We start from the raw sequence: 24,670 nt of genomic DNA on the forward strand, positions 1-24,670 counted from the left end.
TGACATGCAGATAACAAAAATAATCATGGTGCTGGTGTTTCTGAGTGGACTGAGTGTATCGACCAGTTGGGCCAAATTCGTTCAATGGCAACCCCAGATCCCTAGTAGTTTGGACTTATTTAATGGCAATGCCAAAGCCTTGGCAAATCTTGCCGGTGATCACATCGTGATTTTTGCACATCCTTCACAGCAAATTAGTCTACCCACGATGAAAGCAGGACAAAAAGTCGTTGGTAAATTTCAAAGTGCCGCGGTGGTTGTCCCAACCAACAGTAAAAATGTCGCCAGATTACTCAGTAATTATCCAAACTACGCCGGCTTATTTCCCACGCTAAAATCTGCTGAGGTTTTGCAACAGCAAGGTTCAACCAGCCAAGTTGAATATCGCATCCATATCCCGACGCCGATTCCGGTTTTAAACTTTAAAGAAACTGTGGTGATGCAGCACCAAATTCAGCACAACAGCATTAATAGTTTGGTTCTAGAAGCACCAGTGCCCTTTGGTGCAGGGAAAATTGAATGGTTTGAGATTGATGCACAACACACCTTGATTAGTGTGACCCAATGGGGCGATTTAAATCAGCCCAAAGGTTTTTTGTTTAGCAAAATATTAAATGCCTTACCCGATGCCAAATTAGGGATTCCTGCGGGAACCAATGGTTTTTTACTCGAATCATTACAGCGCCGATTTAAAGCCTTTAGTAGTGAAACTCTCGCTGCAAATCAATTGCCTGAACTCAAATTGAATGCCTCTCAACTCGACAAAATCACCCAATTAAGTCAAAGCTCGAAAGAACCTGTGTCCTTTATTTTGACAGCGCAGCGCGTTCCCTTTGGGCAAAATTATGAATTGATGCGCTTTAGCACCAGTTTTCAATATTATGCACAAGAGCCTTCGAGCTTACAGCGCTGGATTAATGTGTCTTCGTTCAAGCACTTATTTCCAAGACAAGTCAAACATATGCAAGTGCAGAAAATTAATCCGCACCTCATGGATGCCGACTATAAAATTTCGGTGGGTTTAGGTGTGATCAATATTCCCTTTGATTTTAAGATGCGTTTTAACTATCCCGACTTACTGCAAAATCAATATACCGCAACAGGTGGGGACTTAAAGTTTGTCCGAGGTGCAATGCATATTCGCCCCTTACAACAAGGGTCGTTATTACAATTGACCAGTGCGGTGAAGATTGATGACAAAGCACCGTTTTTACTTCGTGCTATGCGCAGTATGCCGTATCACGACATGTTACCGGCTTTAGGCGGAAATACGGTCTTTGCACTCAAAGTTAAACAAAAGCTAAGTTAGAACCTTGATTGATGAACTGAATTTATTGTTTTTAGCTATATTTCAGACACAAAAAAACCGCAACATGTGCGGTTTTTCAATCTTGATCAAGTTGGTGCGCTCAGAGAGATTCGAACTCCCGACCCCTTAGTTCGTAGCCAAGTGCTCTATCCAGCTGAGCTATGAGCGCGACGTCTTGATGAGGCTCATTATACGTGATTTTTATTTTTTGTTAAGAGCTTTTTCATATAAATTTAACCAAACGCACAGCAAATAAACAATTGCCCTTTAAACACGCTAAAAATCAGCCAAATTTACTTTTTAAAGGGCTTTTGCATCACAAGTTTGGAATCTAAAGTTAGCTGTACTCACTTATAAATGCTCAAGATAGATAACAAGTATATCGCCATCATTGAATCACGGCTTTAAATGAGTCAACTTTTCCTTGCCTTAGATTTAAAAAATTGCATCACCATGAACATCTGAAAAAAAAAGGTTATCTATGGAAGAAAGCAAAATCAAATTTACTGATGGGTCGTCTTATGAAAAAGAACGCTTTATACAATCCAAGCAAAAGACAAAAGACAAAAGACAAAAGACAAAAGACAAAAGACAAAAGACAGCTATATCAAAGCGATAAATCACAAGCACAAAAAAACCGCAACATGTGCGGTAATTTGTTCAAGTTGGTGCGCTCAGAGAGATTCGAACTCCCGACCCCTTAGTTCGTAGCCAAGTGCTCTATCCAGCTGAGCTATGAGCGCGTAACTTGTGTCGTCTTAAAAGACTACGTTTTCAGATTTACTTATTGGTGCGCTCAGAGAGATTCGAACTCCCGACCCCTTAGTTCGTAGCCAAGTGCTCTATCCAGCTGAGCTATGAGCGCGACATAAGTAAATCGTGGCGGTGAGAGAGGGATTCGAACCCTCGATACAGTTGCCCGTATGCATCCTTAGCAGGGATGTGGTTTCAGCCACTCACCCATCTCACCGTAACGTGCCGCCATAATACAAAGATCATGATACGACTGCAAGCACAGTCGTTATATTTTTTTCATTTTTTTACTCAATTAGATATTTTTTAAACGATTTTCAAAAAATTAGTGCAAAATTAGTTCAGCACGCGCTGCTATCCCCTACTTTTCAGCTTTAAACATTATAAAATATCGGCATAAAACACTTTATTGCAATCAATTGCGTGCAGTATCTGCTTGCATGACTTATGCTAATCCTAATCTTCTGATTTGAAGCCAAATACATATGAAAAACTGGGTCGACCCTGAAGCAAAAGCTGAAGCCGAACGTTATGACAATCCAATTCCAAGCCGTACTCTGATTCAAGAGACGATTGAACAACTGAAAACTGCAATGTCGCATGCCGATCTTGTAGAACATTTTGAAATTGCCGATCAAAAAAGTATTGATGCACTGAGTCATCGTCTGATTGCGATGGTTCGAGATGGTCAGTTGATGAAAGATGGATTTAAGTTCCAGCTTGCAGCTGAGCAACCGACTCATGAAGCAACGGTTTATATCAACTCAAAAGGTTTAGGCACAGCCAATATTAGTGGTGAAGATGACCTTTTACTTCCTGAACGTGAGTTGCGTCAGGTGTTTAATGGTGACCGTGTTAAAGTCCGCCAAACGTCGGTAGACCGTAAAGGCAAGGCATGGGGCTTTATTACTGAAGTTCTACAGCATCGTGTCAAAGAAATTATTGGTAAAGTGTCTGAGTATGAAGGTGAATATTTTATTCAGCCGGCAAATCCCAATGCACACCAACCGATTACTTTAGAAAAAGAATTAATCGAGCATGCCAAAGTCAAACTCGGCGACTCTGTGCGTATTGCGATTGACAGCTACCCAACCAAAGAAGAATTTGCGACAGGCCATATTGTTCAGTCGATGGCTGATAAAGCAGACACTGAAATTATTATTCCGCAAACCATTTTAGAGTTTGGTTTACCTTACGAATTCCCTGAAGCGGTACAACAAGAAGCTGACAGCTTTAAAGAACCCTCAGAACAAGACCGTGAAGGTCGTGTCGATTTACGTGATTTAGCGCTTGTCACCATTGATGGTGAAGATGCCCGCGACTTCGATGATGCCGTGTATGCGGAAAAACGTCCAGGTGGTGGTTATCGTGTTGTGGTGGCAATTGCCGATGTCAGCCATTATGTACGTCCGGGTAAACCACTCGATGACGAAGCTCAAGAGCGCGGTACATCGGTGTACTTCCCTCATTTTGTATTGCCGATGTTGCCTGAAGCGCTGTCGAATGGTTTATGTTCTTTGAACCCACACCTAGACCGCTTATGTATGGTCTGTGATTTAAACTTATCTCGCGCGGGTCGTGTTACCAAGTTTGAATTCTATCCGGGTGTGATGCATTCAAAAGCTCGTTTGACCTATACCCAAGTTGCCGAATATTTTGAGGGTAATAGTCAAGCCATTCCTGAAGACCGTGATGTGCGTAAATCGGTCAATACCCTATTCCAATTGTATCAAGTGTTGAAAGGCTTACGTGCTGAACGCCACGCGATGGAATTTGAAACCGTTGAAACTTATATGACTTTTGATGAGCTTGGCGGTATTAATGAAATCTTACCGCGTAGCCGTAATGATGCACATAAGTTAATTGAAGAATGCATGTTGTTGGCAAACGTCGCAGCGGCAGAATATGCATTAAAAAATGAAATTCCGATGCTGTACCGTGTGCATGAGCCACCTGAGTTTTCACGCATTCAAAAGGTTCGTGACTTTGTGAAGTTATTGGGGCTGCCATTCCCTGAACAGCCGACTCAAGCTGACTATCAAGCCGTGATTGATGCCACTAAAGACCGTATTGATGCTCCAAGCATTCATGCCGTTTTACTCCGCTCAATGATGCAAGCTTATTATGGCGCGAACAATGCAGGTCACTTTGGCTTGGCTTATGAAGCGTATACGCATTTCACATCTCCAATCCGTCGTTATCCAGACTTGTTACTTCACCGTGCCATCAAAGCACAATTGAAGAAAAAGCCTTACCCAATTTCTGGTGCTTCGCTGGATGATGCAGGTGAACACTTCTCTGCGACTGAGCGCCGTGCAGATGAAGCTTCTCGTTCTGTCACTACATGGTTGAAGTGCCATTACATGCAGCAGCATTTGGGTGAAGAGTTTGTCGGCACCATCAGTGCGACTGCTGAATTTGGCCTGTTTGTAACGCTCAAAGACTTATATGTTGATGGCATGATCCACGTCAGCCAATTGGGTGATGACTTCTTCGTCTATGACCAACCAAGTCAGAGCTTAATTGGTCAATCTCGAGGTCAAGTTTTCAGTCTCGGCGATGAAGTGAAAATTAAAGTTGCTGGTGTAAATCTAGAAGAGCGCAAAATCGACTTTGAATTGATTCAACAATTGAGCCATGCAGGTCGCGCTATTCGCGCACGTGCCCCTCGTGTTGCAAAACCTACAGCCAAAGAAGAAGTCTTTTCAGAGCGTAAAACCAACGCTGCTGAAGATGGAGAACAGCCCATACGACGCAAAAAATCGAAATCTAAGCCCAGTTCATTCGGTAAAAAGCCTGCTAAAAAATCTGCAAGCAAATCTGAAGCGAAGGCTAAAGATAAAGTGAAGAAAAAGTTAAAAGTAAAAAAGAAAAAATCCAATGCCAAAGCAAAGGGTGAGTAAATTTTACTAAATAAAAAAGAGTGCTACGGCGCTCTTTTTTATTTAATATATCTCTATAAAAATAAACCACTTAAAAATCATGACATCACAGAAAATTACTAAATACTATTACCATGAATATGTAATATGCTTAGTCTTTGTACTTAGTATTTCAGCACTGATTGCTCTCTTTTTTATAGACTTCACCCCAACAAATCAAGTCAAAATCACAGCCTTCATTGTTGCAACGTTGATTTATTTGGCTGTTTTGATCTACTTTTATGTTCTGCATAGATACGGACAATGGATCATTCCACGTACATGGACAAATGTACAAAAAAAGCCAAAATTCTATTTTTTACTCCTCTTCCCTATTTTTGTAATTCTGTTTCTTTACTTAAATCTAGTTGTCTATCCTCCTCTGCTTCATACCCTAGTTTTGGGTACACCTACTGTGGTGACATTGGAAGCAAGCGCTGTTAAAAAACATGGTAAAAAAGGAAGTGTCTACTATTCTATTGAAACACCGTATGACTCTACTGGTATGTTTCGAATCAATGTAGATGAATATGAACACTACAAAAATCAAAATCTATTCATAAAATTATCGGTCATTGAGGGGCGCTTTGGCACCTACATCCAAGATATTCAATCTATCCACGGTGAAACAAGAGCGAATAAATAGCACCCAAGGCTTGATTTATCCTTCTAGAAGCCTTACTTCTACAAATAACACAGGAAATAAATCGGCAGACCGACATGACATTAGAAAAGGCAACTTTGCCTGTTCCACAATTTGACCAAATTACCCTTGCAGACTTAAAACAAAAGATTGAACAGAGCATTGCCCAAGGTCAGGCATTTTTAAAAGAATTAACGGATGTACCCGAATCCGTACAAGCACAACTACAAGTACTCGAACACGTCGATACCCTTGAAAATAACATGAGTGAAGCATGGGGCGTGCTTTCGCACCTCAATGCTGTCATGAATAATGCCGAAACACGTGAAGTTCATCAGGCTTTATTACCAAGTTTAAGTGAATACTACACACAACTTGGTCAACATACACCGTTATATCAAACCTATCAGCATCTACACGATGCTCCTATTTTTAGTGACCTACCTACAGCACAGCAAAGTGCGATTAAACTTGCACTGCGTGATTTCAAGCTTTCAGGTGTCGCTTTAGAAGGTGAAGCAAAAACACGTTATGCAGAAATTTCTTCACGTCTGTCACAGCTTTCTTCTGACTTCTCAAATCACGTGCTCGATGCTACACAAGCCTACTTCAAGCCACTTACTGAAGAACAACTCCTAGGGTTACCAGAAAGCAGTATTGAACTGTTAAAACAATATGGTCAACAACGTGAGCTAGAACAACCCGTTGCAACTTTAGATTTCCCATCCTATTTAGCGATTATGACCTATGCGCAAAATCGCGAACTACGTGAAGAACTCTATAAAGCTTATACAACACGTGCTTCAGATCAATCTGATAAACCTGAGTTTGATAACACGCCTGTCATCGAAGAAATCCTCAGCCTACGCCATGAAATGGCAAGTTTGCTAGGTTTCGACTCGTATGCCGATTTATCTTTGGCAAGTAAAATGGCGCCAAGTGTTGAAGCTGTCGATACGTTCTTACGTGATTTGGCTGAACATGCACGTGCACCTGCAACCCAAGAGATTGCAGAGCTAAAAGCGATTGCAAGCGAAGATGGCATCACTGAACTACAGCCATGGGATAGCACTTATTATTCTGAAAAGCTGAAAGTGCAACAATTTAATTTATCGCAAGAAGCATTAAAACCTTACTTCCCTGCGCCAAAAATTATTCAAGGCTTGTTCAGCATTGTGAATCGCTTATATGGTATTCACGTGATTGAACGTGAAGCAAATGTTTGGCATAAAGACGCACGTTATTATGAACTTGAAGATCAAGGTCAAGTCATTGGTGGTTTCTACTTTGACCTTTATGCACGAAGCGGTAAACGTGGCGGCGCATGGATGAGCGGTTTCCGTTCACGTATGCAAACTGAAAATGGTCTGCAAAAACCAATTTGCTACATGGTCTGCAACTTCACCCCACCTGTCGGTGAGCAAGCCGCTTTACTCACCCATGATGAAGTAACGACGCTGTTCCATGAATTTGGTCATGGCTTACATCACATGCTCACTGAAGTCGATAACATTGCTGTGGCTGGTACACATGGTGTGGCGTGGGATGCAGTAGAGCTACCAAGTCAATTCATGGAATTTTGGACTTGGGATCAAGAAAGTTTAGATTTACTCAGTGAACATGTTGAATCAAAACAAACCTTACCAGCCGATCTGCTAAAAGCACTGCAAGATGCGCGTTTCTTCCAATCAGGGATGCAAACTTTACGTCAAATTGAATTTGCCATGTTTGACTTAAATATCCATAAGGCTAACCCTGCTTTGGACGCTGAAGGCATCCAACACACCCTAGATGATATTCGTCAAAAATATGCGGTTGCACCCACCACTTCGTACAACCGTTTCCAACATGGTTTCAGTCATATCTTCGCAGGTGGCTACGCTGCTGGTTATTATTCATACAAATGGGCAGAGGTTTTGGCGAGTGATGCCTTCGACCGATTCGAAAATGAAGGAATTTTTAATACTTCGACTGGCAAGTCGTTTAGACAATTTATTCTAGCAGTTGGCGGAAAAGATACGGCACTTGACGCATTTATCAATTTCCGCGGACGCAAGCCAAAAATAGATGCTTTGCTGCGTCATCAAGGTTGGACGAACGCATCTAAAAACGCTTAAACTAAGGACCTTAGTTAGATTCAAGGTAAGTATGATGACCATTAAACGACGCTTCATTGCAGGTGCAAAATGTCCAAAATGCCAAGCGATGGACCGGGTTGTCATGCTGACCTCTGGCGAAGACGAATGGATCGAATGCATTGATTGTGGTTACAGTGAAAATCGACCGACTCATGTCGATCAACCTGAACAACCCGCCGTGCCAGACGATATCGGTGTGATCCAATTTAAGCCACGTCAGCCTAAATAAAAATTAAGGTCAAAAATGACAGAAGATCAAAGAAATAATCCAAAACTGTTAGTTGGAATCATTGGGGGCTTAACGTTATTGATTGCTATCTTTTTTGCATATCAATGGTTAAGCAGCAGTACAGCAGATAAATCTGAACTTCAAGAAGAAATGGTCGCTGCACCGGCTAAACCGCCTGTTGCAGTCCCAGTCCAATCTGAAACTGAAGCATCAGTCCCTGCCGCAGAGACTGACACCATTAAATTGGTCGAAGAAGACATTTTAGATGCAGCTGTGCCTGAAAATGCCTCTTTAGCCAAAGAAGAAATTGCCAAATTAGATGACATTCAACAACAATTGAATGATCAGGAGCAAAGTTTAAAACAGCAACATTCAGATGCAGATGAACTGATTAAACTGAAAGAAGAACAAATTAAATTACTCGAAGCACAGTTAGCACAACAAGCAAAATAACCGACTTCTGCTACACCATGCGTACTTATAGGCTAGAATATCATCAGATTTTCTAGCCTTTTTGTTATGTCCACTACTACACCACAAAATATCCCCAAAGCAATTGGCTTTCTCATGCTATCAGCGCTGCTTTTTTCCATCATGGGGGTTTGTATACGCTACGCATCTCACACAGTAGATAATGCCACCATCGTATTTTTTCGCAATGCGGTTGGCTTATTGATCTTTCTCCCTTTGATCCTACAAAAAGGCAGCAGGTTTTTTAGAACTGAAAAACTGTGGATGCATACCTGGCGTTCAATCGTGGGCTTAGTGGCAATGTATGGTTTTTTTTATGCCATCGCACACTTAAAACTCTCCAATGCCATGGTCTTCACCTATTCCTCACCGATCTTTATCCCCTTAATTGCATGGTTATTTTTAAAAGAAAAAATGACCCTGAGTATGCTCATTGCCGCAGTCATTGGTTTAATCGGCGTGCTCTTCGTCGCAAAGCCCGATGCAGGAATGTTCAATCAGTTATCACTCATCGGACTGAGCGCAAGCTTCTTGGCAGCCATGGCATTTGTCACTGTCCGTGCGCTTACAGCAACAGAACCGCCTGAACGCATTGTGTTTTATTTCTGCTTTTTTGGCACACTTATTTCCATGATCCCAATGTTTTGGCTCTGGCGTCCCTATAGTTTAAAAGAGTTAGCTTTTCTGATTACAGCGGGACTTTTGGCCAATATCAGTCAAATTTTTATGTCCAATGCCTATAAGCTCGCACCCGCAGGTCAAATTGGCCCCGTGAACTATATCACGATTATTTTTGCAGGTATTTGGGGCTTTATTCTTTGGCAGGAACTGCCAGACATTTACAGCCTATTCGGCTTTGCTTTTATATTTTTAGCGATTTTGCTCTGTAGTCCAATCCTACAAAATAAGTTTAAAAAGTCATAAAGATTCAAACCATTTACCATCAAATGCACAGCCCCTTATTCAATAAAAAAGCACCCGAAGGTGCTTTTTTAATGCTTCAAAATTAATTTATTGGTACCAACCAAACAGTTTCAGAATATAAGGAGCATAAGTCACGATCACCAAAGCTGGGAACAATACAAGGATCGGTAAAATCCAACGTTCATAGCGATAATAGAAATTGGTGTATTGGGCTTTTGCTTCTGCATCTGCTGCCCGCACCTCTTCATCCCCGACGGAGAGTCGTGTCAACAAGTGATTCAGCGCTACAGGTGGCGAAACATAACCGAGCTCAAAGGCAACCAAAACGATCATCCAGAAGTGAATCGGATGAATACCATTTTCATAAGCTACTGGTGCAATCGTTGCTGCAACCAAAATCACTGCCCCGAATGGATCTGTCGTCATACCAATAATCGCCAACAACAATGCGATAAAGGCTAAGGAAATGTAGATATTGCCCAAATGCGTTGGTAATAATTCAACGATTTCTGTCCGTTCAATCAAACCGCCGACACTTGCCGACAAGGCCATTAAGATAATTAATGCGCCAATATGACCAACTGTTTCAGAAGAGGCAAACCAGATTGAACTACCGAAACCACGACGGTTAGCCCCATGTCCACCATGTTCACGCATGAACTCAGAACTTTGCTCATGTTGTAAGCTGAGTTGTTCATGTGCATCTACAGTTTGCGAAGTAAAACGATCTGCAAACCAACGATCAAACATAATATAAACAATCAGAATGATCGGTAGAACCACAGGTGCGGTGAATTCATCCATTTGTGTATCTAAACCGTACTTGTAGAAAGCAATCACAAGCAAGGTCAGTACGATATACGGAATCACAGGAATGAACGCTTTCAGCATGCCCGGAATAGCCACTTTCGGCGATGCCACACGGAAACGTGTTTCTGCCAAGAACAGTGAAATACCCAAGAACAAGAATGCCGTGAGCCAGAACACATAGATACCGTGATCAAATAGTTCATCTGACGTCACGTGGCGGCTATCAAGCATCGAGATCAAGATAATCAATAGACACGGACGAATGACCACACCCAAGGAACCTGACATTGCTGATACAGCGAGTGCGAACTGACGACGAGAGCCGGAGTTCCACACTTCTTTATAAATAATTGCACCGGCTGCTACAACAAAGATCCCTGAAGCACCGGTATAGGCGGTTGGAATCGCCGCGGCAATCAGAATTAACCACGTCAAGGTCTCTGGTGCTAAGTTCCATGGCCGTAAAATTCCTAAGAACAGATCCATCACGCGCGTTTGGGTCAATAACATCCCGGCCCAAATAAACAATGCAAGGTTTAGGAAAATTCCGGAGAATTCAACCAACTGTCCGAGGTAAATCCCCTGACCCATTGGATAGTCCATAAAGAAGGTAAATGCCACACCCGTAATAATCGCCATAAAGGCATACAACGGTACACTCAATAGCGCAAAACCAATATTCCCCGGCCCCGGCTCTTTCGCAGCAGGTGGTTTAAAGAACTGATAAATACTGATGAGGGTGACAATACCAAACAGGGCTAACCACAACCAATATACCGCCAAAGTTTCTGTGGTCGATTTCACCCCAGAATTCAGGACTGAATTAAATTGGCTATACACCGAGAAAGTTAATAGACCATTACCAATCGCCATGAATAAAGCATAGACTTTATAATCCAAGCGTGTTGTTGGCGCACGCAGACCAATATGATGGAACTTCACTGAAGCGGTAATGGCAGATACCAAGACCATTAATAAAAGAATCAATACGCGGTTTTCAGAACCAAATTTAAAGATGCCAAAGAATGTCGTCTCAATCGCACGATAAGTACGAATACTTGGATGCTCATCTAAATAAGCTTTTGCTTTGTCATAAAATTGGAATTTTTCTTCACATTGCTGTACACCTGCCATGACCGATGCACGTACATCGGATTCAGATGCTGTACCAAAAATGTCAGCAAATTCGTCGGCCGCATTGGCTTTCATTTGCGTTTGCACCATTTTTTCTACATCTGGGTGGCGGTCACAATCTGGCTTGGTCGGTTCTGCACGTAAAAATGAATACTGCATCCCAATGCTTTCATTACCATACAAACGCTCACCAGTACGCAGAAGCTGACCATGAATCATCTCCCCTGTCCCGATAATCAATGTAAGCAGAAGCAAGATCAACACGACTAGAGTCGAAATCCATTCTGTCCAGACATACCTTAACAGCCCGACGATGCCGGATCTGTTTTGTGCATCATTTTGCATGAGTCTTCCTATTTTTTATTTTGGAGCCTAGCGGAGCCAAGCATCCTTTTCCTTAGCGGCTCGAGAAGTTCCTTTCCCTGACCTAACTGTTTTATTATTACGTTTAAATTTGCATCAATATTCAAAACATTAAAATGACAATATGTATTTTCTTTTCGGTTTTTTTGTCAACCCAATCACCTAAAGTGCGCTAGCGATCCCAGAAATAATTACCAATAAGATAAAACACGGCGATGACAATGCCCCAGATCACCCCCAATAAATGGGCTTCGACTAAAATGGGACTTCCTATTAATTCTGCCGTTCCGGTATTCCCTACGGTATTTTCCCACACCAATTTTGCCAAAATCAGCAAGAGAACAAAGGCTGCAAAATTTCGCTCCCGCTTATACATTAAATGTACGCAAGCGACCGCGACATAGGCACCATGTAAGACACCAGATAATCCGGCATAGGCTTCAATATCGGGAAGGAAAAAATAGAAACTCAGACTGATTAAAGGGGATAATATCAATAAGATGGCCACAAAGTGCCATATTGAAACTCTTGGAAAAATAAACGGTAAGCAGATAAAGGCCAACATATTTAAAGCAAAATGAATCCAACCGACGTGAACCCAATGGGCCGTCCATAAGCGCCAAAAGTCATGAAATAAGTCATCTTGCCAGTAGATAAAATAGTCTTTAAATACCTGTAGCGAGGCACAGATCGAAACGAATACAGCAAGAAAGACAATTTTCGGTATTAAAAACTGTGTTTTCATTTTCGCTCCTCTTGTACCTCACATTTGGACTTTGTTTTACATTAATTTGTTGCAGCACCACTCGTTTCTGTAGCACCACTGGTTTCAGCATCGCCACTAAACAAATCATCGAGTTCTGAACTATTGGCACTTTCATCCCAGAAATGTTCCATACCATCGTCACCGGTACGAACACCTGTATGTTCAGTCCAATAACGATCTGAAATCCCTTTCACCATGCTTTCAGCCATACTATCGATAAGCTTAAACTGCGGGTTAACAGGTTTTTCATCGCTACGCGCCTGTGCAAAGGTACGTAAGGCATCACGGATTTTCGCATCATCGCCACTGGCTTGTGCAGCAACTGCATATAACGCATGTGACAGTCTTACGCCTTTTTGCTCACCAATTTGCGCGGATTGTTTTAAGGTTTGGTATGGATCAGGTTTTCCATCTCCAGCACCCGGTAATAACGTCCAGATCACAGCACGGGTTGCATTTGGTGCGCCCCAGAATTTTTCATTATTCAGACATACCATACCGCGTTCAACAATCGCAGCAATGTCTTTAGGAACGTTTACCGCCCCACCTGAGTTAATATCATTGGTCATGGCCTGTAAGCCACTTAACATTCCCAACATATACACTGTTTGGTCAATGTCGCTGTTCATTTTTGGACAGCCTTCACCTAGACTTTTCTTATACTTCTTTTCAAAACGATCTTGAAATAATTGATAGCCGGTATATTGACGCTGTGCCGCAAGTGCCGCCCAACGCTTTTGCTCAACACGGGCATCCTGTGCTTCGGTTACTTGGTTAGCTTTAGATGCACGTAAATAACGTAACTCTGCATCCAAGGCTTTTTGTTCTGCACAAATCCCTGCTGCTGAATACATCAACACAGCCACACGTGTTGGGTCTGCGCCCATATCTTTGGTGGCCATAATGGCTGGGGTTAATGAATTACCTGAATTACACACCATTTCAGCATCTTCCATGGCTAAAATTGGTGGCACAATATGTTTTTCGGTAAATCCGAGTGCAACATTAGCACCGGTTTTTACAACCTGTGAACAACCCGCGAATAATGTACTTGTTATTGCTACAACTGCCACACCCTGGCATATTTTTTGGACGCTCGACATTTTCCTGTCCTCTATAATTGTGTTTATGTCCATCACGACAAACATATCAGAAGCAAAAAATGAATAAAAGAGTATTTGCTCTAATTTGAACGACACACTGTGCCATGAATCACGCTGAATGCAATTGACTGATTTTTTAGAAAGACTAAATTTTAGGCAAAAAAAAAGTAGCATAGCGACGGTTCGGCACATGCTACTTATTAACTGTGAAAGCGTTTGACTGCTTATTTTTGAGTTAACTGTTCCTTCAGCACTGTTCCTAGTCGTCCTATAACAATTGCTAACACAATCGCTATTACCAGAAACATCCAAGTTGGCATCATCATGATGATTTCCTTTAACGGCTGTTGGTAAGGCTAATATATAGGCAGAGAATCATCGCACAGCTTAAAATTGTCAGACAATTTAAATATTTTGCCAATAAAATCCAATCCTGTCAGACAAGATTATTTTACCTGCAATATAAGATAATGAAATATTTTTCATTTTATTGAATTTTAAAAATTAAGGCTGTCTAACAATTAGATCATTTTGGCCAATACTTTGAGTGATTTCCACTGTTTCAATGACAATTGATCGCGCCAAATAATCACTGGTTTTGCACGCGCATGCATAAAATACACCACGATATACATTTGATGATCCAAAATATGGCTAATTTGAACGCGTTGCACTGGACGGTTGAGCCGTTGCAAAGACCAATCAGTTCCATCCAAATAATCTAGACTGGTGACGTGTAAATGCTTACGGAAAAACAGTACATAAACCACTAGTCCAATGAGGAAAAATACCCCCCAAAGCATAGGTATTAGTAACTGATAAAGCAGCGTCATCAATACCGCAAAAATAAAAAACTGAAACGCATGCGATAAAAAACTGCGTTTCAGTTTGAATTGCCGATTATCCATGAACGTAATGTTTTAATTTTTGAATAAACGTTTTTAATTCAGGACGTGGCGGTTCACTAACTTCCATAAACCAATCCAACAAATCTGGATCTTCTGCAGCAACGAGTTCTGCAAACATGTCTTTTTCAGCTGCATCGGCTTGTAAATAGTAATTTTTGACGTAGGGATCAAAATAAACATCAATCTCTTTTAAACCACGACGTGCGCGGTAGATTACTTTACGCTCTTCTAAGCTGATTTCATCAGTCATTGTCTTCCCCAATCGTTGAACCCGTCTAGTGTAACTCATCCACCCCATTGAAGTGGAGTGTTTTCAAAGATTGACCGAATGCTTCATCGCAATTCTTGCTTTTGAATGTTCTGCACATTGCAGTCACACGCTGCATCTTATAAGTTGAAGACAAAGCCATAAAAATGAATAGGATATTCAAAATGCAATCTGGAGCGATTCGCCCACTCAACAACATGCTGCCACGTCAATTATTTAATGCAGAACATGATGCATTTCGTGAAACAGTACGAAAATTTTATGAAAAAGAAGTCATACCTAATATCGAAAAATACGAAAATCAGCAACACGTTGACCGTGACTTATGGAATAAAGCCGGTGCCATGGGCTTACTTTGCCCGACCATGCCCGAAGCTTACGGTGGCTATGGTGTAGACCGACTCTATAGCATGATTCTGATTGAAGAGCAGGCCTATGCTATGGACTCCTCTACTGGCTTTTCACTGCATTCCGACATTGTGGCCAATTATATTCATAACTTTGGCAATGAAGAACAAAAGCTGCATTGGCTGCCGAAAATGGCTTCTGGCGAAACCGTGACTGCCATTGCAATGACCGAACCGGGCACAGGTTCAGACCTACAAGCGGTACGCACAACCGCTACAGAAGATGGCGATGACTATATTATTAATGGGTCAAAAATCTTTATCACCAATGGCTATTTATGTGACATGGCAATTGTGGTCTGCAAGACAGGTAATAGTGAAAAAGGTTCAGCTAATTTATCGCTAATTATCGTCGAGGCAGATCGCGTCGGTTTTAGCAAAGGCAAACCTTTAAATAAAATTGGCATGAAAGGTCAGGATACCTGTGAACTGTTCTTTGACAATGTCCGCGTCCCTAAAAGCAACTTACTTGGCATGCAAGGTATGGGCTTTATGATGCTGATGAAGGAATTGGCTTGGGAACGTATGTTGGTCGCGATTATTTGCCAAGCCGGTGCAGAAGCAGCCTTTGCGCACACTGTTCAATACACCAAAGAGCGTAAGGCATTTGGCAAGACCGTATCTAGTTTCCAAAACACCCGTTTTAAATTGGCAGAGCTACGCACTGAAATCGATTTTTGTCGAACTTATCTAGACCGTTGTATGGAGCTGCAACTTGAGGAACAGCTCGGTATTGACGCAGCCGCAGCTGCTAAATACAAAATTTCAGAAATGTTCTCCAAAGTCGTGGATGAATGTCTGCAGTTGCATGGCGGCTATGGCTATATGCTTGAATATCCAATTGCACGGGCTTATATCGACAACCGTGCCAACCGTATCTATGCCGGTACCAATGAAATTATGAAAGAGCTAATTTCCCGCTCTTTATAACAACAAAGCCCATCATCTGATGGGCTTGTTTCATTCTTTCGATATCAACTTAAATCATTCACAAAATCACAGATCATTGCAGTGACCAATGCGGGTTGCTCTTTGTGCGGCATGTGATGAAGCCCTTCCAAAATCTCTAGCTCAGCATCAGCTTGTATACCCGAAAAAAGTTTCTGAGCTTGTGCTGTCGTCCCGTATTCATCCAGTTCTCCGTGAATAACCAAGCTTGGACACTGTACTTTTCCAACATAATGCTCGAGGTTCCATTGACGGAAACTCGGTGAGAGCCAAGTTTCCGTCCAAGCATCCAAAACCCATTGGGCTTTATCCCCATGGTATTTAGCCAAGCGTTCAAGCTGTCCCGGCTGCGCAAAACCTGTTTTGGCTTCACGTATACCCGATAATGTCAGTTCTTCTACTTCATACTGCGCAGCTATGGTAATCAGAGCTCGACATTGTTCTTGATATTCAGTTGCAATGACGACTGCCATTCCCCCACCGACACTATGCCCCATAACAATAAACTGTTGAATGGAATAATGTTGAAGAAGCGCCCTAAAGCTTCGCTGTGCTTCGGCATAGACAAAATCAGTACTTAATGGATCAGGGTTCGCTGATGATTTCCCGAAGCCCAACCGATCATAGGCAATCACCGTTCTGCAAGACTCAGCAGCCAATTGCGCAGGAAAATCACGCCACAAATCAACACTGCCTAGTGAATCATGCATCAATATAATCGGAGCCAAAGTTGCATCTTTATCCGTAGTTTCAGGCTGCCAAGCTTTGGTATATAGCTCATAAGCATTTAATTTTATAAATTCTGAATGTTCTTGAATATTCACATTAACCCTGTGTGCTTTTCCTTATTTCAACATGATATATTTTTCAACAAATAATGCGCATCAAATAAAACCCTAAAGTCACATATCTAAAGCAAAAAAAAGGAGCATGATGCTCCTTTTTTATGTAACTGACTTAAGAAACTAATCTGGGTTTAGCCGCTAGTTGATCAGACTTTTTTTCAAATTTCAGCACCCCATCTTCAAATGAAGCATGCTTTAATTCTTTACGATCTGCCAAATAGTTATTGCTGACTTTCCACGGTGCATGTTTACCCTGTTTTGGCATCACATCTGCTGCACGTGCAATATAGCCTGAAGTCAAGCTTCCCATTACTGTATCTTCTAACAACTCGGTCGCATCGCCTTGTGGAATCACTTGGTTATAACCATTTTGATCCATATAGTTAATCAATTTACAGATGTATTCAGAAGCAATATCGACTTTTAATGTCCATGAAGCATTAATATAGCCAATAATCATCGCCATATTTGGTACATCACTGACCATGACACCACGGTACAGCATATGCTTAGAGGTATTTAATGGCTGACCATCGATTGTGGCACTGATGCCACCTAAAATTTGAATGTTGAGACCTGTAGCTGAAATCACCACGTCTGCATCAAGATGTTTACCTGATTTCAATTGAATGCCATTTTCAGTAAAACTTTCAATTTGATCGGTTTCAACAGATGCACGGCCTTCGCGTAAAATTTTAAACAAATCACCATCTGGCACCACACAAAGGCGCTGATCCCAAGGATTGTAATCTGGGGTAAAGTGCTTCATATCCACTTTACCTTTCAACTGCAACTCAATTGATTTTAATAAAAATTTACGGAGTAATTTAGGTTGCTTTTGTGCAACAGCATAAACAGTCCGTTGGACACCGATATTTCGTGCTCGGGTCAGTTTATAAGCAACATCTTCAGGTAATACTTTACGCATTTTGTCGTAAATGATGTCAATAGAAGGTACTGAGGCAATATAGGTCGGAGAGCGCTGTAGCATAGTCACATGCCCTGCACCGCCTTTTGCCATAGCTGGCACAAGGGTAATTGCTGTTGCGCCACTACCAATAATCACCACTTTTTTGCCTGCATAATTAAAATTTTCAGGCCAATGTTGTGGATGAATGAAGGTACCTTTAAAGTTTTCCTGCCCTTTAAACTCAGGTTGGAAACCTTGGTCATAATTATAATAACCCGTACAGCCAAAGACGAAGTTTGCAACCCAGGTTTGTTGTTTCTTCTTCGAATCTTCAATAACAACAGACCATTTACGAGTTTGTGAATCGTAGTTCGCACTCACAACACGGTGCTGAAAATGAATTTTTTCTTTAATCTTATATTCATCAATCACTTCAGAAAGATAGCCTTTAATCGAAGACCCATCAGCAAGCACACTAGATTTTTTCCACGGCTTAAAATTGAAGCCAAAAGTTGACATATCCGAATCAGAACGAATACCCGGATATTTAAAAAGATCCCATGTACCACCGAAACTTTCACGTCGTTCAATAATTTCAAATGAACGATTTGGACAATTTTTTGAAAGATGAGCAGCCAAACCTACACCAGAGATCCCTGCACCTACAATGAGAATATCAACTTGTTTTTCCATGTTGTTCTTTTAACCTATCTTAGATTTATATTTATTAAATCACATTTTTGACAATGCACAATGTCAAGTTTAAGCAAAAGGCGATTTATTTTTATCTTTTAAGGACAAATTGAATTATTGTCTAACAATATACAGCCAATACAAAACTGCAGGCATTAAAAAAGGTCGGTTAAAAACCGACCTTTTTTAGAACAACGTACGCTGCTCTTCACGAAATTAGTTAACTTCGCGATCTACTAGCTCAACGTAAGCCATCGGTGCAGCATCACCTGCACGGAAGCCCGCTTTAAGAACACGTAGATAACCGCCGTTACGTTCTTTGTAACGAGGGCCAAGAACGGTAAATAATTTACCAACAGTTGCAGCTGAACGAGTACGAGCAAACGCTAAACGACGGTTTGCTACAGAATCGACTTTAGCTAAAGTGATTAAAGGCTCAGCAACACGACGTAATTCTTTTGCTTTAGGAACAGTAGTTTTAATTAACTCGTGTTCGAACAAAGAATTAGCCATGTTTTGGAACATCGCTTTACGATGACTGCTTGTACGGCCTAATTTCACACCACTATTACGATGACGCATGGTGATAGTCCTACTTAATTAACGGCTACGATAAGCAAAGCGATCGTCCATGCGGAGGCTAGCCGGTGGCCAGTTCTCTAAACGCATGCCCAATTGCAAGCCTTTCGATGCCAGAACATCTTTAATCTCAGTCAACGATTTTTTACCTAAGTTAGGAGTTTTAAGCAACTCAACTTCAGTACGTTGAACAAGATCGCCAATGTAGTAAATATTTTCTGCTTTCAAACAGTTAGCAGAACGAACAGTAAGCTCTAGATCATCTACTGGACGAAGCAAAATCGGATCAACTTCTTCACGAGGTTCTTGAGCAACTGGTGCTTGATCTTTCTGAAGATCAACAAAAATTGCAATTTGTTGTTGCAAGATTGTTGCCGCTTTGCGGATTGCTTCTTCAGGATCAACAGTACCGTTGGTTTCAAGATCAATGATCAATTTATCAAGGTCAGTACGTTGTTCTACACGAGCGTTTTCCACTGTGTAAGACACACGTTTGATTGGGCTGTAAGAAGCATCTAATTGTAAACGACCCACTGGGCGAGTTTCGCCTTCAGGGAAGCGTGAATCAGAAGTCTCATAACCACGACCTTGAGAAACTTTCAGGCGCATTTTTAATGAGCCAGAAGCACTTAAAGTACCGATCAAGTGTTCAGGGTTAACCACTTCAACATTGTGTGGTAAACGAAGGTCAGCGGCTGTAACGTCGCCAGGACCTTGTTTTTCCAATGTCAGATAAGCTTCATTTTGATCGAACAGCTTAATAGACAATCCTTTTAGGTTCAGCAAGAGCTCGACGATGTCCTGCTGCAAGCCTTCCAAAGTACTGTACTCGTGCTCGACACCTTCAATCTCTACTTCAACCACGGCTGCGCCAGGTAAAGAAGACAAAAGGATACGACGTAAAGCATTACCAAGAGTATGACCAAAGCCACGCTCTAATGGTTCTAGAATAACTTTTGCCGAGGTCCCGCTTGCCGCTTCGACCTTGATCGCTTGCGGAGTTAGAAACTCATTTGCAGTACGCGTCATTATTGCTACCTCAAGGATTATTTAGAATACAATTCTACAATCAAGCTTTCGTTGATTTCAGCAGGTAAATCAGAACGATCTGGTGCAGCTTTGAACGTACCTTCCAATTTAGAATGATCAATTTCAATCCAAGCTGGAATGCCACGTTGAGTCGCTAACTCAACTGCGTTTTTGATACGCAATTGTTGTTTAGCACCTTCGTGAACTGCAACAACGTCACCAGCTTTAACTTGGATAGACGCGATGTTAACACGACGACCATTTAAAGTGATTGAACGGTGAGATACAAGCTGACGAGCTTCTGCACGTGTAGAACCAAAACCCATGCGATAAACAACGTTATCTAGACGGCTTTCAAGAAGTTTCAACAAGTTTTCACCTGTTGCGCCTTTAACACGAGCAGCTTCTTTGTAGTAGTTACTAAATTGACGCTCTAAAACACCGTACATACGACGTACTTTTTGTTTTTCACGTAATTGTAGTGAGTACTCAGATTGTTTGCCGCCACGAGCGCCACCATGTTGGCCAGGTGCTTTAGCAGCTTTTTTTGTTTTGACGTCAAATGGTTTAACGCCAGATTTTAATTGCAGGTCTGTCCCTTCGCGGCGAGAGAGTTTGCATTTTGGACCAATATAACGAGCCATGAATGTTTCTCCTTACACGCGACGTTTTTTAGGTGGACGGCAACCGTTGTGCGGGATTGGCGTCACATCGGTAATGCTGTTAATTTTATAACCCACTGCACCTAAAGCACGAACCGCAGATTCACGACCTGGACCAGGACCTTTTACAAGGACGTCCAAGTTTTTCAAACCGTAATCTAAAGCAGCTTTACCAGCAACTTCAGCAGCTACCTGAGCAGCAAACGGAGTTGATTTACGTGATCCACGGAAGCCTTGTCCACCAGAGGTAGCCCAAGCCAGTGCATTACCTTGACGATCGGTAATAGTCACAATGGTGTTATTAAAAGAAGCGTGAATGTGTGCAACACCTTCAGAGACGGTACGAGTGACCTTCTTGCGTGTGCGAGTATCTTTAGCCATCTTTTAGCTTCCAGAAATCTTATTTCTTAATAGGTTTGCGCGGACCTTTACGGGTACGTGCGTTAGTTTTGGTGCGTTGACCACGGACAGGCAAGCTGCGACGATGACGAAGACCGCGGTAGCAGCCTAAATCCATTAAACGTTTAATGTTCATGGAAATTTCGCGACGTAAATCACCTTCGGTAGGAACCTTAGTAACTTCTGCACGAATCGCATCAAGCTGAGCGTCATCTAATTCACGAATTTTAGTTGTTGGTGCAATACCAGCAGCAGCTAAGATAGCTTTTGCAGTGTGGCGACCAATACCAAAAATGTACGTTAGAGAGATAACAGCATGCTTGTTATCCGGAATGTTTACACCGGCAATACGAGCCATTCAATTTTCTCCAAAAAGGCAGTTAAGATAATCAACCGCCCGACAAAATCTTTGAGGGGCGGATAATAACCTAATTAGCCTACTGAAATCAACAGGTCTTGATCAGATTAACCTTGACGCTGCTTATGACGAGGTTCTGCGCTGCAAATTACGCGAATAACCCCATTACGACGGATAACTTTACAGCTACCACAAATTTTCTTTACAGAAGCTTGAACTTTCATAATGAAACCTCTAAGTGCGCTTATCCTTTCGGATGAGCAGTCGTTTTACGCATTAACGATTGATTGTCATATTGATGCGATGTGAGATGAGCTTGGAGCTGAGCCATAAAGTCCATCACCACCACCACTACGATCAGTAAAGACGTACCACCTAAGCTAAATGGAATACCAAATGAGCTTTGTAGAATCATCGGCATTAAACAGATGATTGTGATATAAACCGCGCCAATAAAAGTCAAACGATTCAAAATATGATCTAAATAGCGTGCAGTTTGCTCACCAGGACGAATACCCGGTACATAAGCACCACTACGTTTTAAATTCTCTGACACTTCTTTCGGACTAAATACTAGCGCAGTATAGAAGTAACAGAAGAAGATAATTAATGCACCAAATAGCACCAAATACATCGGTTGACCCGGCGACAATACGAGTGCCAAATCTTGTAGGCCACGTTTAATCACGCCAGCATTTGGGTCTGCACTGCCAACCCATTGCCCTAAGCTCGCTGGGAACAATAGCAATGAACTCGCAAAAATTGCAGGAATCACACCCGCCATATTAATTTTTAATGGCAAATGTGTTTGCTGAGCAGTAAATACACGACGACCTTGCTGTTTTTGAGCATAGTTTACTGGAATGCGACGCTGCGCCTTCTCAATAAACACAATTGCTGCTAACACTGCAACAGATAGCAATGCAAAGATTGCAAGACCAATTAAACTTGATTGGCCATTATCTACTGAGGTTAAAGATTGCAGAACCAAGTTCGGCAAACCAGCAACGATACCAGCGAAGATGATCATGGAAATACCATTCCCTACTCCACGCTCAGTAATTTGCTCACCTAACCACATCAGGAACATTGTACCTGCAACCAAAGAAGTTACAGCAGGAACGTAAAAAGCAAGTCCACTAGTCAAAGTAATATTTTGACTAATCAGACCTGCACACATCCCAACGGCTTGCACAAGTGCAAGAAACAATGTGCCTTGTCGCGTATATTGATTGATCTTACGCTTACCTTGTTCGCCTTCTTTCTTTAAAGCTTCCAGCGAAGGAACAACCGTAGACATTAACTGCACGATAATCGATGCAGAGATATACGGCATAATCCCAAGAGCAAGAATTGACATACGCTCTAATGCACCACCTGAGAACATGTTAAACAAACCAAGGATCGTACCTTGGTTTGCATTAAACAGATTCTCTAGTGCGGCATTGTTAATGCCCGGTACTGGAATATGTGCTCCCAGTCGAAAAACCAACAACGCCCCGATGAGGAACATCATACGGCGAATAATTTCACGATATTTCACATGAAAAGGTTGGCCTTTCATCATGTTAACATGACCTGTCGAACTAGGAGTCATAGACACTGGGGATTACTCCTCGACTTTACCGCCAGCAGCTTCAACAGCAGCTTTAGCGCCTTTAGTCAATGCAACACCTTGAACAGTGAATGCACGAGTAATTTCACCAGAAAGTACGATGCGTGCACGCAACATATCTTTACGTACAACGTTAGCAGCTTTTAAAGTTTCAAGAGACACGATGTCGCCTTCAACTTTAGCAAGTTCTGATAAACGTACTTCAGCAGTTTTCAAAGCCATTTGGCTAGTGAAACCGAATTTAGGTAAACGACGATATAACGCAGTTTGACCACCTTCGAAACCAGGACGTGTACCACCGCTCTTACGTGAGTTTTGACCTTTGACACCACGGCCACCAGTCTTACCAACGCCAGAACCGATACCACGACCTAAACGAAGGTTGTCACGCTTAGCACCTTCTGCAGGTGCAATTGTATTTAAACGCAGAGTCATGGCTTATTCCTCTACACTAACCATATAGTAAACTTGGTTGATCATACCACGGTTAGAAGGCGTATCTTGCACTTCAACTGTATGACCAATACGACGCAGACCTAAACCTTTAAGGCTAAGCTTGTGATTTTTCAAGCGATGCGATGAAGATTTAGTCTGGGTAACTTTAATCGTTTTCATGATTGATTACCCTTGAATTTGTGCTACTGATAAACCACGTTTCGCAGCAACTTTCTCAGGAGAAGTCATATCACGCAAACCGTTAAAAGTTGCGTTTACTACGTTAGCAGCGTTAGTAGAACCATAACACTTAGTTAATACGTTACGTACACCTACAGCTTCTAAAACTGCACGCATAGCGCCACCAGCAATTACACCAGTACCTTCAGAAGCAGGTTGCATGTAAACGCGGCTTGCACCGTGACGAGCATTGATAGGGTGCTGAACAGTACCGTCAACAAGGTCAACAGTAATCATGTTGCGACGAGCAGCTTCAAGTGCTTTAGAAATAGCAGCTGGAACTTCACGTGCTTTACCACGACCAAAACCTACGCGACCATTACCATCACCCACAACAGTTAATGCTGTGAAAGAGAAGATACGACCACCCTTAACAACTTTGGCTACACGATCAACGGCAACCAGCTTTTCAACAAGACCTTCGTTTTGTTCAACTTTAGCCATGATTAGAACTCCAAGCCGTTTTCACGAGCAGCATCAGCCAAGGCTTTGATACGACCATGATATTTGAAACCAGAACGGTCAAATGCAACTTTAGTTACACCAGCCGCTTTAGCACGTTCTGCAATTAAAGCACCAACTTTCTGAGCCGATTCAACGTTACCAGTAGTACCAGCACGTAGAGTAGCGTCTAAAGTAGAAGCTTGCGCTAATACTTTGCCACCATCTGCAGAGATAACTTGAGCATAGATGTGACGCGGAGTGCGGTTTACACACAAACGAGTCGCACCCAATGCACGGATGTGCAAGCGTGTGCTTTTCGCACGACGCAAACGGGATTGTTTCTTTTCGTTCATAAGAACCTCGCGC

At 42.0% G+C, this 24,670-nt stretch carries 26 protein-coding genes and 4 tRNA genes; 8 read left to right on the plus strand and 22 right to left on the minus strand.

Annotation, left to right across the window (positions count from 1 at the left end; all coding sequences use genetic code 11):
• Nucleotides 1–4 precede the first annotated feature (4 nt).
• Complete coding sequence (locus FTU37_RS04830) at nt 5–1,309, plus strand: SRPBCC family protein (protein WP_180123904.1); 1,305 nt, start codon at nt 5–7, stop codon at nt 1,307–1,309.
• Nucleotides 1,310–1,401: 92 nt separating this feature from the next.
• On the opposite strand, the gene FTU37_RS04835 is transcribed toward FTU37_RS04830, so the two are convergent.
• From FTU37_RS04835 to FTU37_RS04850, 4 genes are all read right to left on the minus strand, one after another.
• Nucleotides 1,402–1,478, minus strand: a tRNA-Arg gene (locus tag FTU37_RS04835).
• A gap of 497 nt (nt 1,479–1,975) precedes the next feature.
• Nucleotides 1,976–2,052 (minus strand) — tRNA-Arg (locus tag FTU37_RS04840).
• Nucleotides 2,053–2,097: 45 nt separating this feature from the next.
• Nucleotides 2,098–2,174, minus strand: a tRNA-Arg gene (locus FTU37_RS04845).
• Nucleotides 2,175–2,189: 15 nt separating this feature from the next.
• Nucleotides 2,190–2,279: transfer RNA gene (locus tag FTU37_RS04850), tRNA-Ser, on the minus strand.
• A 268-nt stretch (nt 2,280–2,547) separates the two neighbouring features.
• Between FTU37_RS04850 and rnr the strand changes: the two genes are divergently transcribed.
• The 6 genes from rnr (at nt 2,548) to FTU37_RS04880 (ending at nt 9,388) form a co-directional block, all read left to right on the plus strand.
• The gene (gene rnr / locus FTU37_RS04855) at nt 2,548–4,965 is read left to right on the plus strand and encodes a ribonuclease R (protein WP_168379126.1); all 2,418 of its coding nucleotides are present in this window, start codon (nt 2,548–2,550) and stop codon (nt 4,963–4,965) included.
• A gap of 79 nt (nt 4,966–5,044) precedes the next feature.
• Entirely contained in the window at nt 5,045–5,629 is a 585-nt protein-coding gene (locus tag FTU37_RS04860; protein WP_111885424.1) for a hypothetical protein, read from the plus strand.
• A gap of 74 nt (nt 5,630–5,703) precedes the next feature.
• Complete coding sequence (locus tag FTU37_RS04865) at nt 5,704–7,743, plus strand: M3 family metallopeptidase (protein ID WP_180123905.1); 2,040 nt, start codon at nt 5,704–5,706, stop codon at nt 7,741–7,743.
• A gap of 40 nt (nt 7,744–7,783) precedes the next feature.
• On the plus strand, nt 7,784–7,993 hold the full coding sequence (locus FTU37_RS04870; protein WP_171256675.1) for a YheV family putative zinc ribbon protein: 210 nt from the start codon (nt 7,784–7,786) through the stop codon (nt 7,991–7,993).
• 15 nt (nt 7,994–8,008) lie between these two features.
• A complete protein-coding gene (locus FTU37_RS04875; protein ID WP_180049281.1) occupies nt 8,009–8,446 on the plus strand; it encodes a hypothetical protein in 438 nt (145 codons plus the stop codon).
• 66 nt (nt 8,447–8,512) lie between these two features.
• Nucleotides 8,513–9,388 carry a DMT family transporter gene (locus FTU37_RS04880; RefSeq protein ID WP_180123906.1) on the plus strand — a complete coding sequence of 292 codons (876 nt, stop codon included), beginning with the start codon at nt 8,513–8,515 and terminating at the stop codon, nt 9,386–9,388.
• An 87-nt stretch (nt 9,389–9,475) separates the two neighbouring features.
• Here the strand turns inward: FTU37_RS04880 and FTU37_RS04885 are convergent, their stop codons facing one another.
• The 5 genes from FTU37_RS04885 to FTU37_RS04905 form a co-directional block, all read right to left on the minus strand.
• On the minus strand, nt 9,476–11,677 hold the full coding sequence (locus FTU37_RS04885) for a TRAP transporter large permease subunit (protein ID WP_078189260.1): 2,202 nt from the start codon (nt 11,675–11,677) through the stop codon (nt 9,476–9,478).
• 190 nt (nt 11,678–11,867) lie between these two features.
• Nucleotides 11,868–12,440, minus strand: a complete 573-nt coding sequence (gene rrtA, locus FTU37_RS04890) for a rhombosortase (protein WP_180123907.1) — start codon at nt 12,438–12,440, stop codon at nt 11,868–11,870.
• Between the two features lie 41 nt (nt 12,441–12,481).
• Entirely contained in the window at nt 12,482–13,564 is a 1,083-nt protein-coding gene (locus tag FTU37_RS04895; protein WP_180123908.1) for a hypothetical protein, read from the minus strand.
• Nucleotides 13,565–14,085: 521 nt separating this feature from the next.
• On the minus strand, nt 14,086–14,472 hold the full coding sequence (locus FTU37_RS04900; RefSeq protein WP_180123909.1) for a hypothetical protein: 387 nt from the start codon (nt 14,470–14,472) through the stop codon (nt 14,086–14,088).
• Nucleotides 14,465–14,722: a succinate dehydrogenase assembly factor 2 gene (locus FTU37_RS04905; RefSeq protein ID WP_078189264.1), complete on the minus strand. Its 258-nt coding sequence runs from the start codon at nt 14,720–14,722 to the stop codon at nt 14,465–14,467. Before FTU37_RS04905 ends, FTU37_RS04900 begins: the two co-directional genes overlap by 8 nt.
• 182 nt (nt 14,723–14,904) lie before the next feature.
• Between FTU37_RS04905 and FTU37_RS04910 the strand changes: the two genes are divergently transcribed.
• Complete coding sequence (locus tag FTU37_RS04910; RefSeq protein WP_180089578.1) at nt 14,905–16,077, plus strand: acyl-CoA dehydrogenase family protein; 1,173 nt, start codon at nt 14,905–14,907, stop codon at nt 16,075–16,077.
• A gap of 44 nt (nt 16,078–16,121) precedes the next feature.
• Here FTU37_RS04910 and FTU37_RS04915 read toward each other — a convergent pair whose 3' ends face one another.
• From FTU37_RS04915 to rplR, 13 genes are all read right to left on the minus strand, one after another.
• Nucleotides 16,122–16,919: an alpha/beta fold hydrolase gene (locus FTU37_RS04915; RefSeq protein ID WP_373686277.1), complete on the minus strand. Its 798-nt coding sequence runs from the start codon at nt 16,917–16,919 to the stop codon at nt 16,122–16,124.
• Nucleotides 16,920–17,052: 133 nt separating this feature from the next.
• Complete coding sequence (locus FTU37_RS04920; RefSeq protein ID WP_180123910.1) at nt 17,053–18,543, minus strand: NAD(P)/FAD-dependent oxidoreductase; 1,491 nt, start codon at nt 18,541–18,543, stop codon at nt 17,053–17,055.
• Nucleotides 18,544–18,759: 216 nt separating this feature from the next.
• The gene (gene rplQ / locus FTU37_RS04925; protein ID WP_005012953.1) at nt 18,760–19,125 is read right to left on the minus strand and encodes a 50S ribosomal protein L17; all 366 of its coding nucleotides are present in this window, start codon (nt 19,123–19,125) and stop codon (nt 18,760–18,762) included.
• A gap of 18 nt (nt 19,126–19,143) precedes the next feature.
• Nucleotides 19,144–20,151 (minus strand): DNA-directed RNA polymerase subunit alpha, encoded by a 1,008-nt coding sequence (locus tag FTU37_RS04930; protein ID WP_004650465.1) that lies wholly within the window; start codon nt 20,149–20,151, stop codon nt 19,144–19,146.
• A gap of 17 nt (nt 20,152–20,168) precedes the next feature.
• On the minus strand, nt 20,169–20,795 hold the full coding sequence (gene rpsD, locus FTU37_RS04935; protein ID WP_078189268.1) for a 30S ribosomal protein S4: 627 nt from the start codon (nt 20,793–20,795) through the stop codon (nt 20,169–20,171).
• Between the two features lie 12 nt (nt 20,796–20,807).
• Nucleotides 20,808–21,194, minus strand: coding sequence for a 30S ribosomal protein S11 (gene rpsK / locus FTU37_RS04940; RefSeq protein ID WP_001040166.1), 387 nt, complete (start codon nt 21,192–21,194; stop codon nt 20,808–20,810).
• 19 nt (nt 21,195–21,213) lie between these two features.
• Nucleotides 21,214–21,570, minus strand: coding sequence for a 30S ribosomal protein S13 (rpsM, locus tag FTU37_RS04945; RefSeq protein ID WP_078189269.1), 357 nt, complete (start codon nt 21,568–21,570; stop codon nt 21,214–21,216).
• Nucleotides 21,571–21,677: 107 nt separating this feature from the next.
• The gene (gene rpmJ, locus FTU37_RS04950) at nt 21,678–21,794 is read right to left on the minus strand and encodes a 50S ribosomal protein L36 (protein WP_000867907.1); all 117 of its coding nucleotides are present in this window, start codon (nt 21,792–21,794) and stop codon (nt 21,678–21,680) included.
• 20 nt (nt 21,795–21,814) lie between these two features.
• On the minus strand, nt 21,815–23,134 hold the full coding sequence (gene secY, locus FTU37_RS04955; RefSeq protein WP_171263746.1) for a preprotein translocase subunit SecY: 1,320 nt from the start codon (nt 23,132–23,134) through the stop codon (nt 21,815–21,817).
• A 45-nt stretch (nt 23,135–23,179) separates the two neighbouring features.
• Nucleotides 23,180–23,620, minus strand: coding sequence for a 50S ribosomal protein L15 (gene rplO, locus FTU37_RS04960; RefSeq protein ID WP_078189271.1), 441 nt, complete (start codon nt 23,618–23,620; stop codon nt 23,180–23,182).
• Nucleotides 23,621–23,623: 3 nt separating this feature from the next.
• Nucleotides 23,624–23,800 carry a 50S ribosomal protein L30 gene (gene rpmD, locus FTU37_RS04965; RefSeq protein ID WP_005012961.1) on the minus strand — a complete coding sequence of 59 codons (177 nt, stop codon included), beginning with the start codon at nt 23,798–23,800 and terminating at the stop codon, nt 23,624–23,626.
• A gap of 6 nt (nt 23,801–23,806) precedes the next feature.
• Nucleotides 23,807–24,304, minus strand: a complete 498-nt coding sequence (gene rpsE, locus FTU37_RS04970; protein ID WP_067762902.1) for a 30S ribosomal protein S5 — start codon at nt 24,302–24,304, stop codon at nt 23,807–23,809.
• A 2-nt stretch (nt 24,305–24,306) separates the two neighbouring features.
• Complete coding sequence (gene rplR, locus FTU37_RS04975; protein WP_067762903.1) at nt 24,307–24,657, minus strand: 50S ribosomal protein L18; 351 nt, start codon at nt 24,655–24,657, stop codon at nt 24,307–24,309.
• Between the last annotated feature and the right edge of the window lie 13 nt (nt 24,658–24,670).

This window comes from Acinetobacter sp. YH12097 (genome assembly GCF_013419225.1).
GTDB lineage: Bacteria > Pseudomonadota > Gammaproteobacteria > Pseudomonadales > Moraxellaceae > Acinetobacter > Acinetobacter amyesii.

Excerpts from the sequence above, each read along its gene's own strand:
- FTU37_RS04875 (WP_180049281.1), top strand. The coding sequence starts at position 8,009 with ATGACAGAAGATCAAAGAAATAATCCAAAACTGTTAGTTGGAATCATT.
- rrtA (WP_180123907.1), bottom strand. The coding sequence starts at position 12,440 with ATGAAAACACAGTTTTTAATACCGAAAATTGTCTTTCTTGCTGTATTC.
- rpmD (WP_005012961.1), bottom strand. The coding sequence starts at position 23,800 with ATGAAAACGATTAAAGTTACCCAGACTAAATCTTCATCGCATCGCTTG.
- FTU37_RS04865 (WP_180123905.1), top strand. The coding sequence starts at position 5,704 with ATGACATTAGAAAAGGCAACTTTGCCTGTTCCACAATTTGACCAAATT.
- rpmJ (WP_000867907.1), bottom strand. The coding sequence starts at position 21,794 with ATGAAAGTTCAAGCTTCTGTAAAGAAAATTTGTGGTAGCTGTAAAGTT.
- FTU37_RS04920 (WP_180123910.1), bottom strand. The coding sequence starts at position 18,543 with ATGGAAAAACAAGTTGATATTCTCATTGTAGGTGCAGGGATCTCTGGT.
- FTU37_RS04905 (WP_078189264.1), bottom strand. The coding sequence starts at position 14,722 with ATGACTGATGAAATCAGCTTAGAAGAGCGTAAAGTAATCTACCGCGCA.
- rplR (WP_067762903.1), bottom strand. The coding sequence starts at position 24,657 with ATGAACGAAAAGAAACAATCCCGTTTGCGTCGTGCGAAAAGCACACGC.
- rnr (WP_168379126.1), top strand. The coding sequence starts at position 2,548 with ATGAAAAACTGGGTCGACCCTGAAGCAAAAGCTGAAGCCGAACGTTAT.
- rpsK (WP_001040166.1), bottom strand. The coding sequence starts at position 21,194 with ATGGCTAAAGATACTCGCACACGCAAGAAGGTCACTCGTACCGTCTCT.
- secY (WP_171263746.1), bottom strand. The coding sequence starts at position 23,134 with ATGAAAGGCCAACCTTTTCATGTGAAATATCGTGAAATTATTCGCCGT.
- FTU37_RS04900 (WP_180123909.1), bottom strand. The coding sequence starts at position 14,472 with ATGGATAATCGGCAATTCAAACTGAAACGCAGTTTTTTATCGCATGCG.
- FTU37_RS04930 (WP_004650465.1), bottom strand. The coding sequence starts at position 20,151 with ATGACGCGTACTGCAAATGAGTTTCTAACTCCGCAAGCGATCAAGGTC.
- rplO (WP_078189271.1), bottom strand. The coding sequence starts at position 23,620 with ATGACTCTGCGTTTAAATACAATTGCACCTGCAGAAGGTGCTAAGCGT.
- FTU37_RS04860 (WP_111885424.1), top strand. The coding sequence starts at position 5,045 with ATGACATCACAGAAAATTACTAAATACTATTACCATGAATATGTAATA.
- FTU37_RS04880 (WP_180123906.1), top strand. The coding sequence starts at position 8,513 with ATGTCCACTACTACACCACAAAATATCCCCAAAGCAATTGGCTTTCTC.
- rpsD (WP_078189268.1), bottom strand. The coding sequence starts at position 20,795 with ATGGCTCGTTATATTGGTCCAAAATGCAAACTCTCTCGCCGCGAAGGG.
- FTU37_RS04885 (WP_078189260.1), bottom strand. The coding sequence starts at position 11,677 with ATGCAAAATGATGCACAAAACAGATCCGGCATCGTCGGGCTGTTAAGG.
- FTU37_RS04910 (WP_180089578.1), top strand. The coding sequence starts at position 14,905 with ATGCAATCTGGAGCGATTCGCCCACTCAACAACATGCTGCCACGTCAA.
- rplQ (WP_005012953.1), bottom strand. The coding sequence starts at position 19,125 with ATGCGTCATCGTAATAGTGGTGTGAAATTAGGCCGTACAAGCAGTCAT.
- rpsM (WP_078189269.1), bottom strand. The coding sequence starts at position 21,570 with ATGGCTCGTATTGCCGGTGTAAACATTCCGGATAACAAGCATGCTGTT.
- FTU37_RS04895 (WP_180123908.1), bottom strand. The coding sequence starts at position 13,564 with ATGTCGAGCGTCCAAAAAATATGCCAGGGTGTGGCAGTTGTAGCAATA.
- rpsE (WP_067762902.1), bottom strand. The coding sequence starts at position 24,304 with ATGGCTAAAGTTGAACAAAACGAAGGTCTTGTTGAAAAGCTGGTTGCC.
- FTU37_RS04830 (WP_180123904.1), top strand. The coding sequence starts at position 5 with ATGCAGATAACAAAAATAATCATGGTGCTGGTGTTTCTGAGTGGACTG.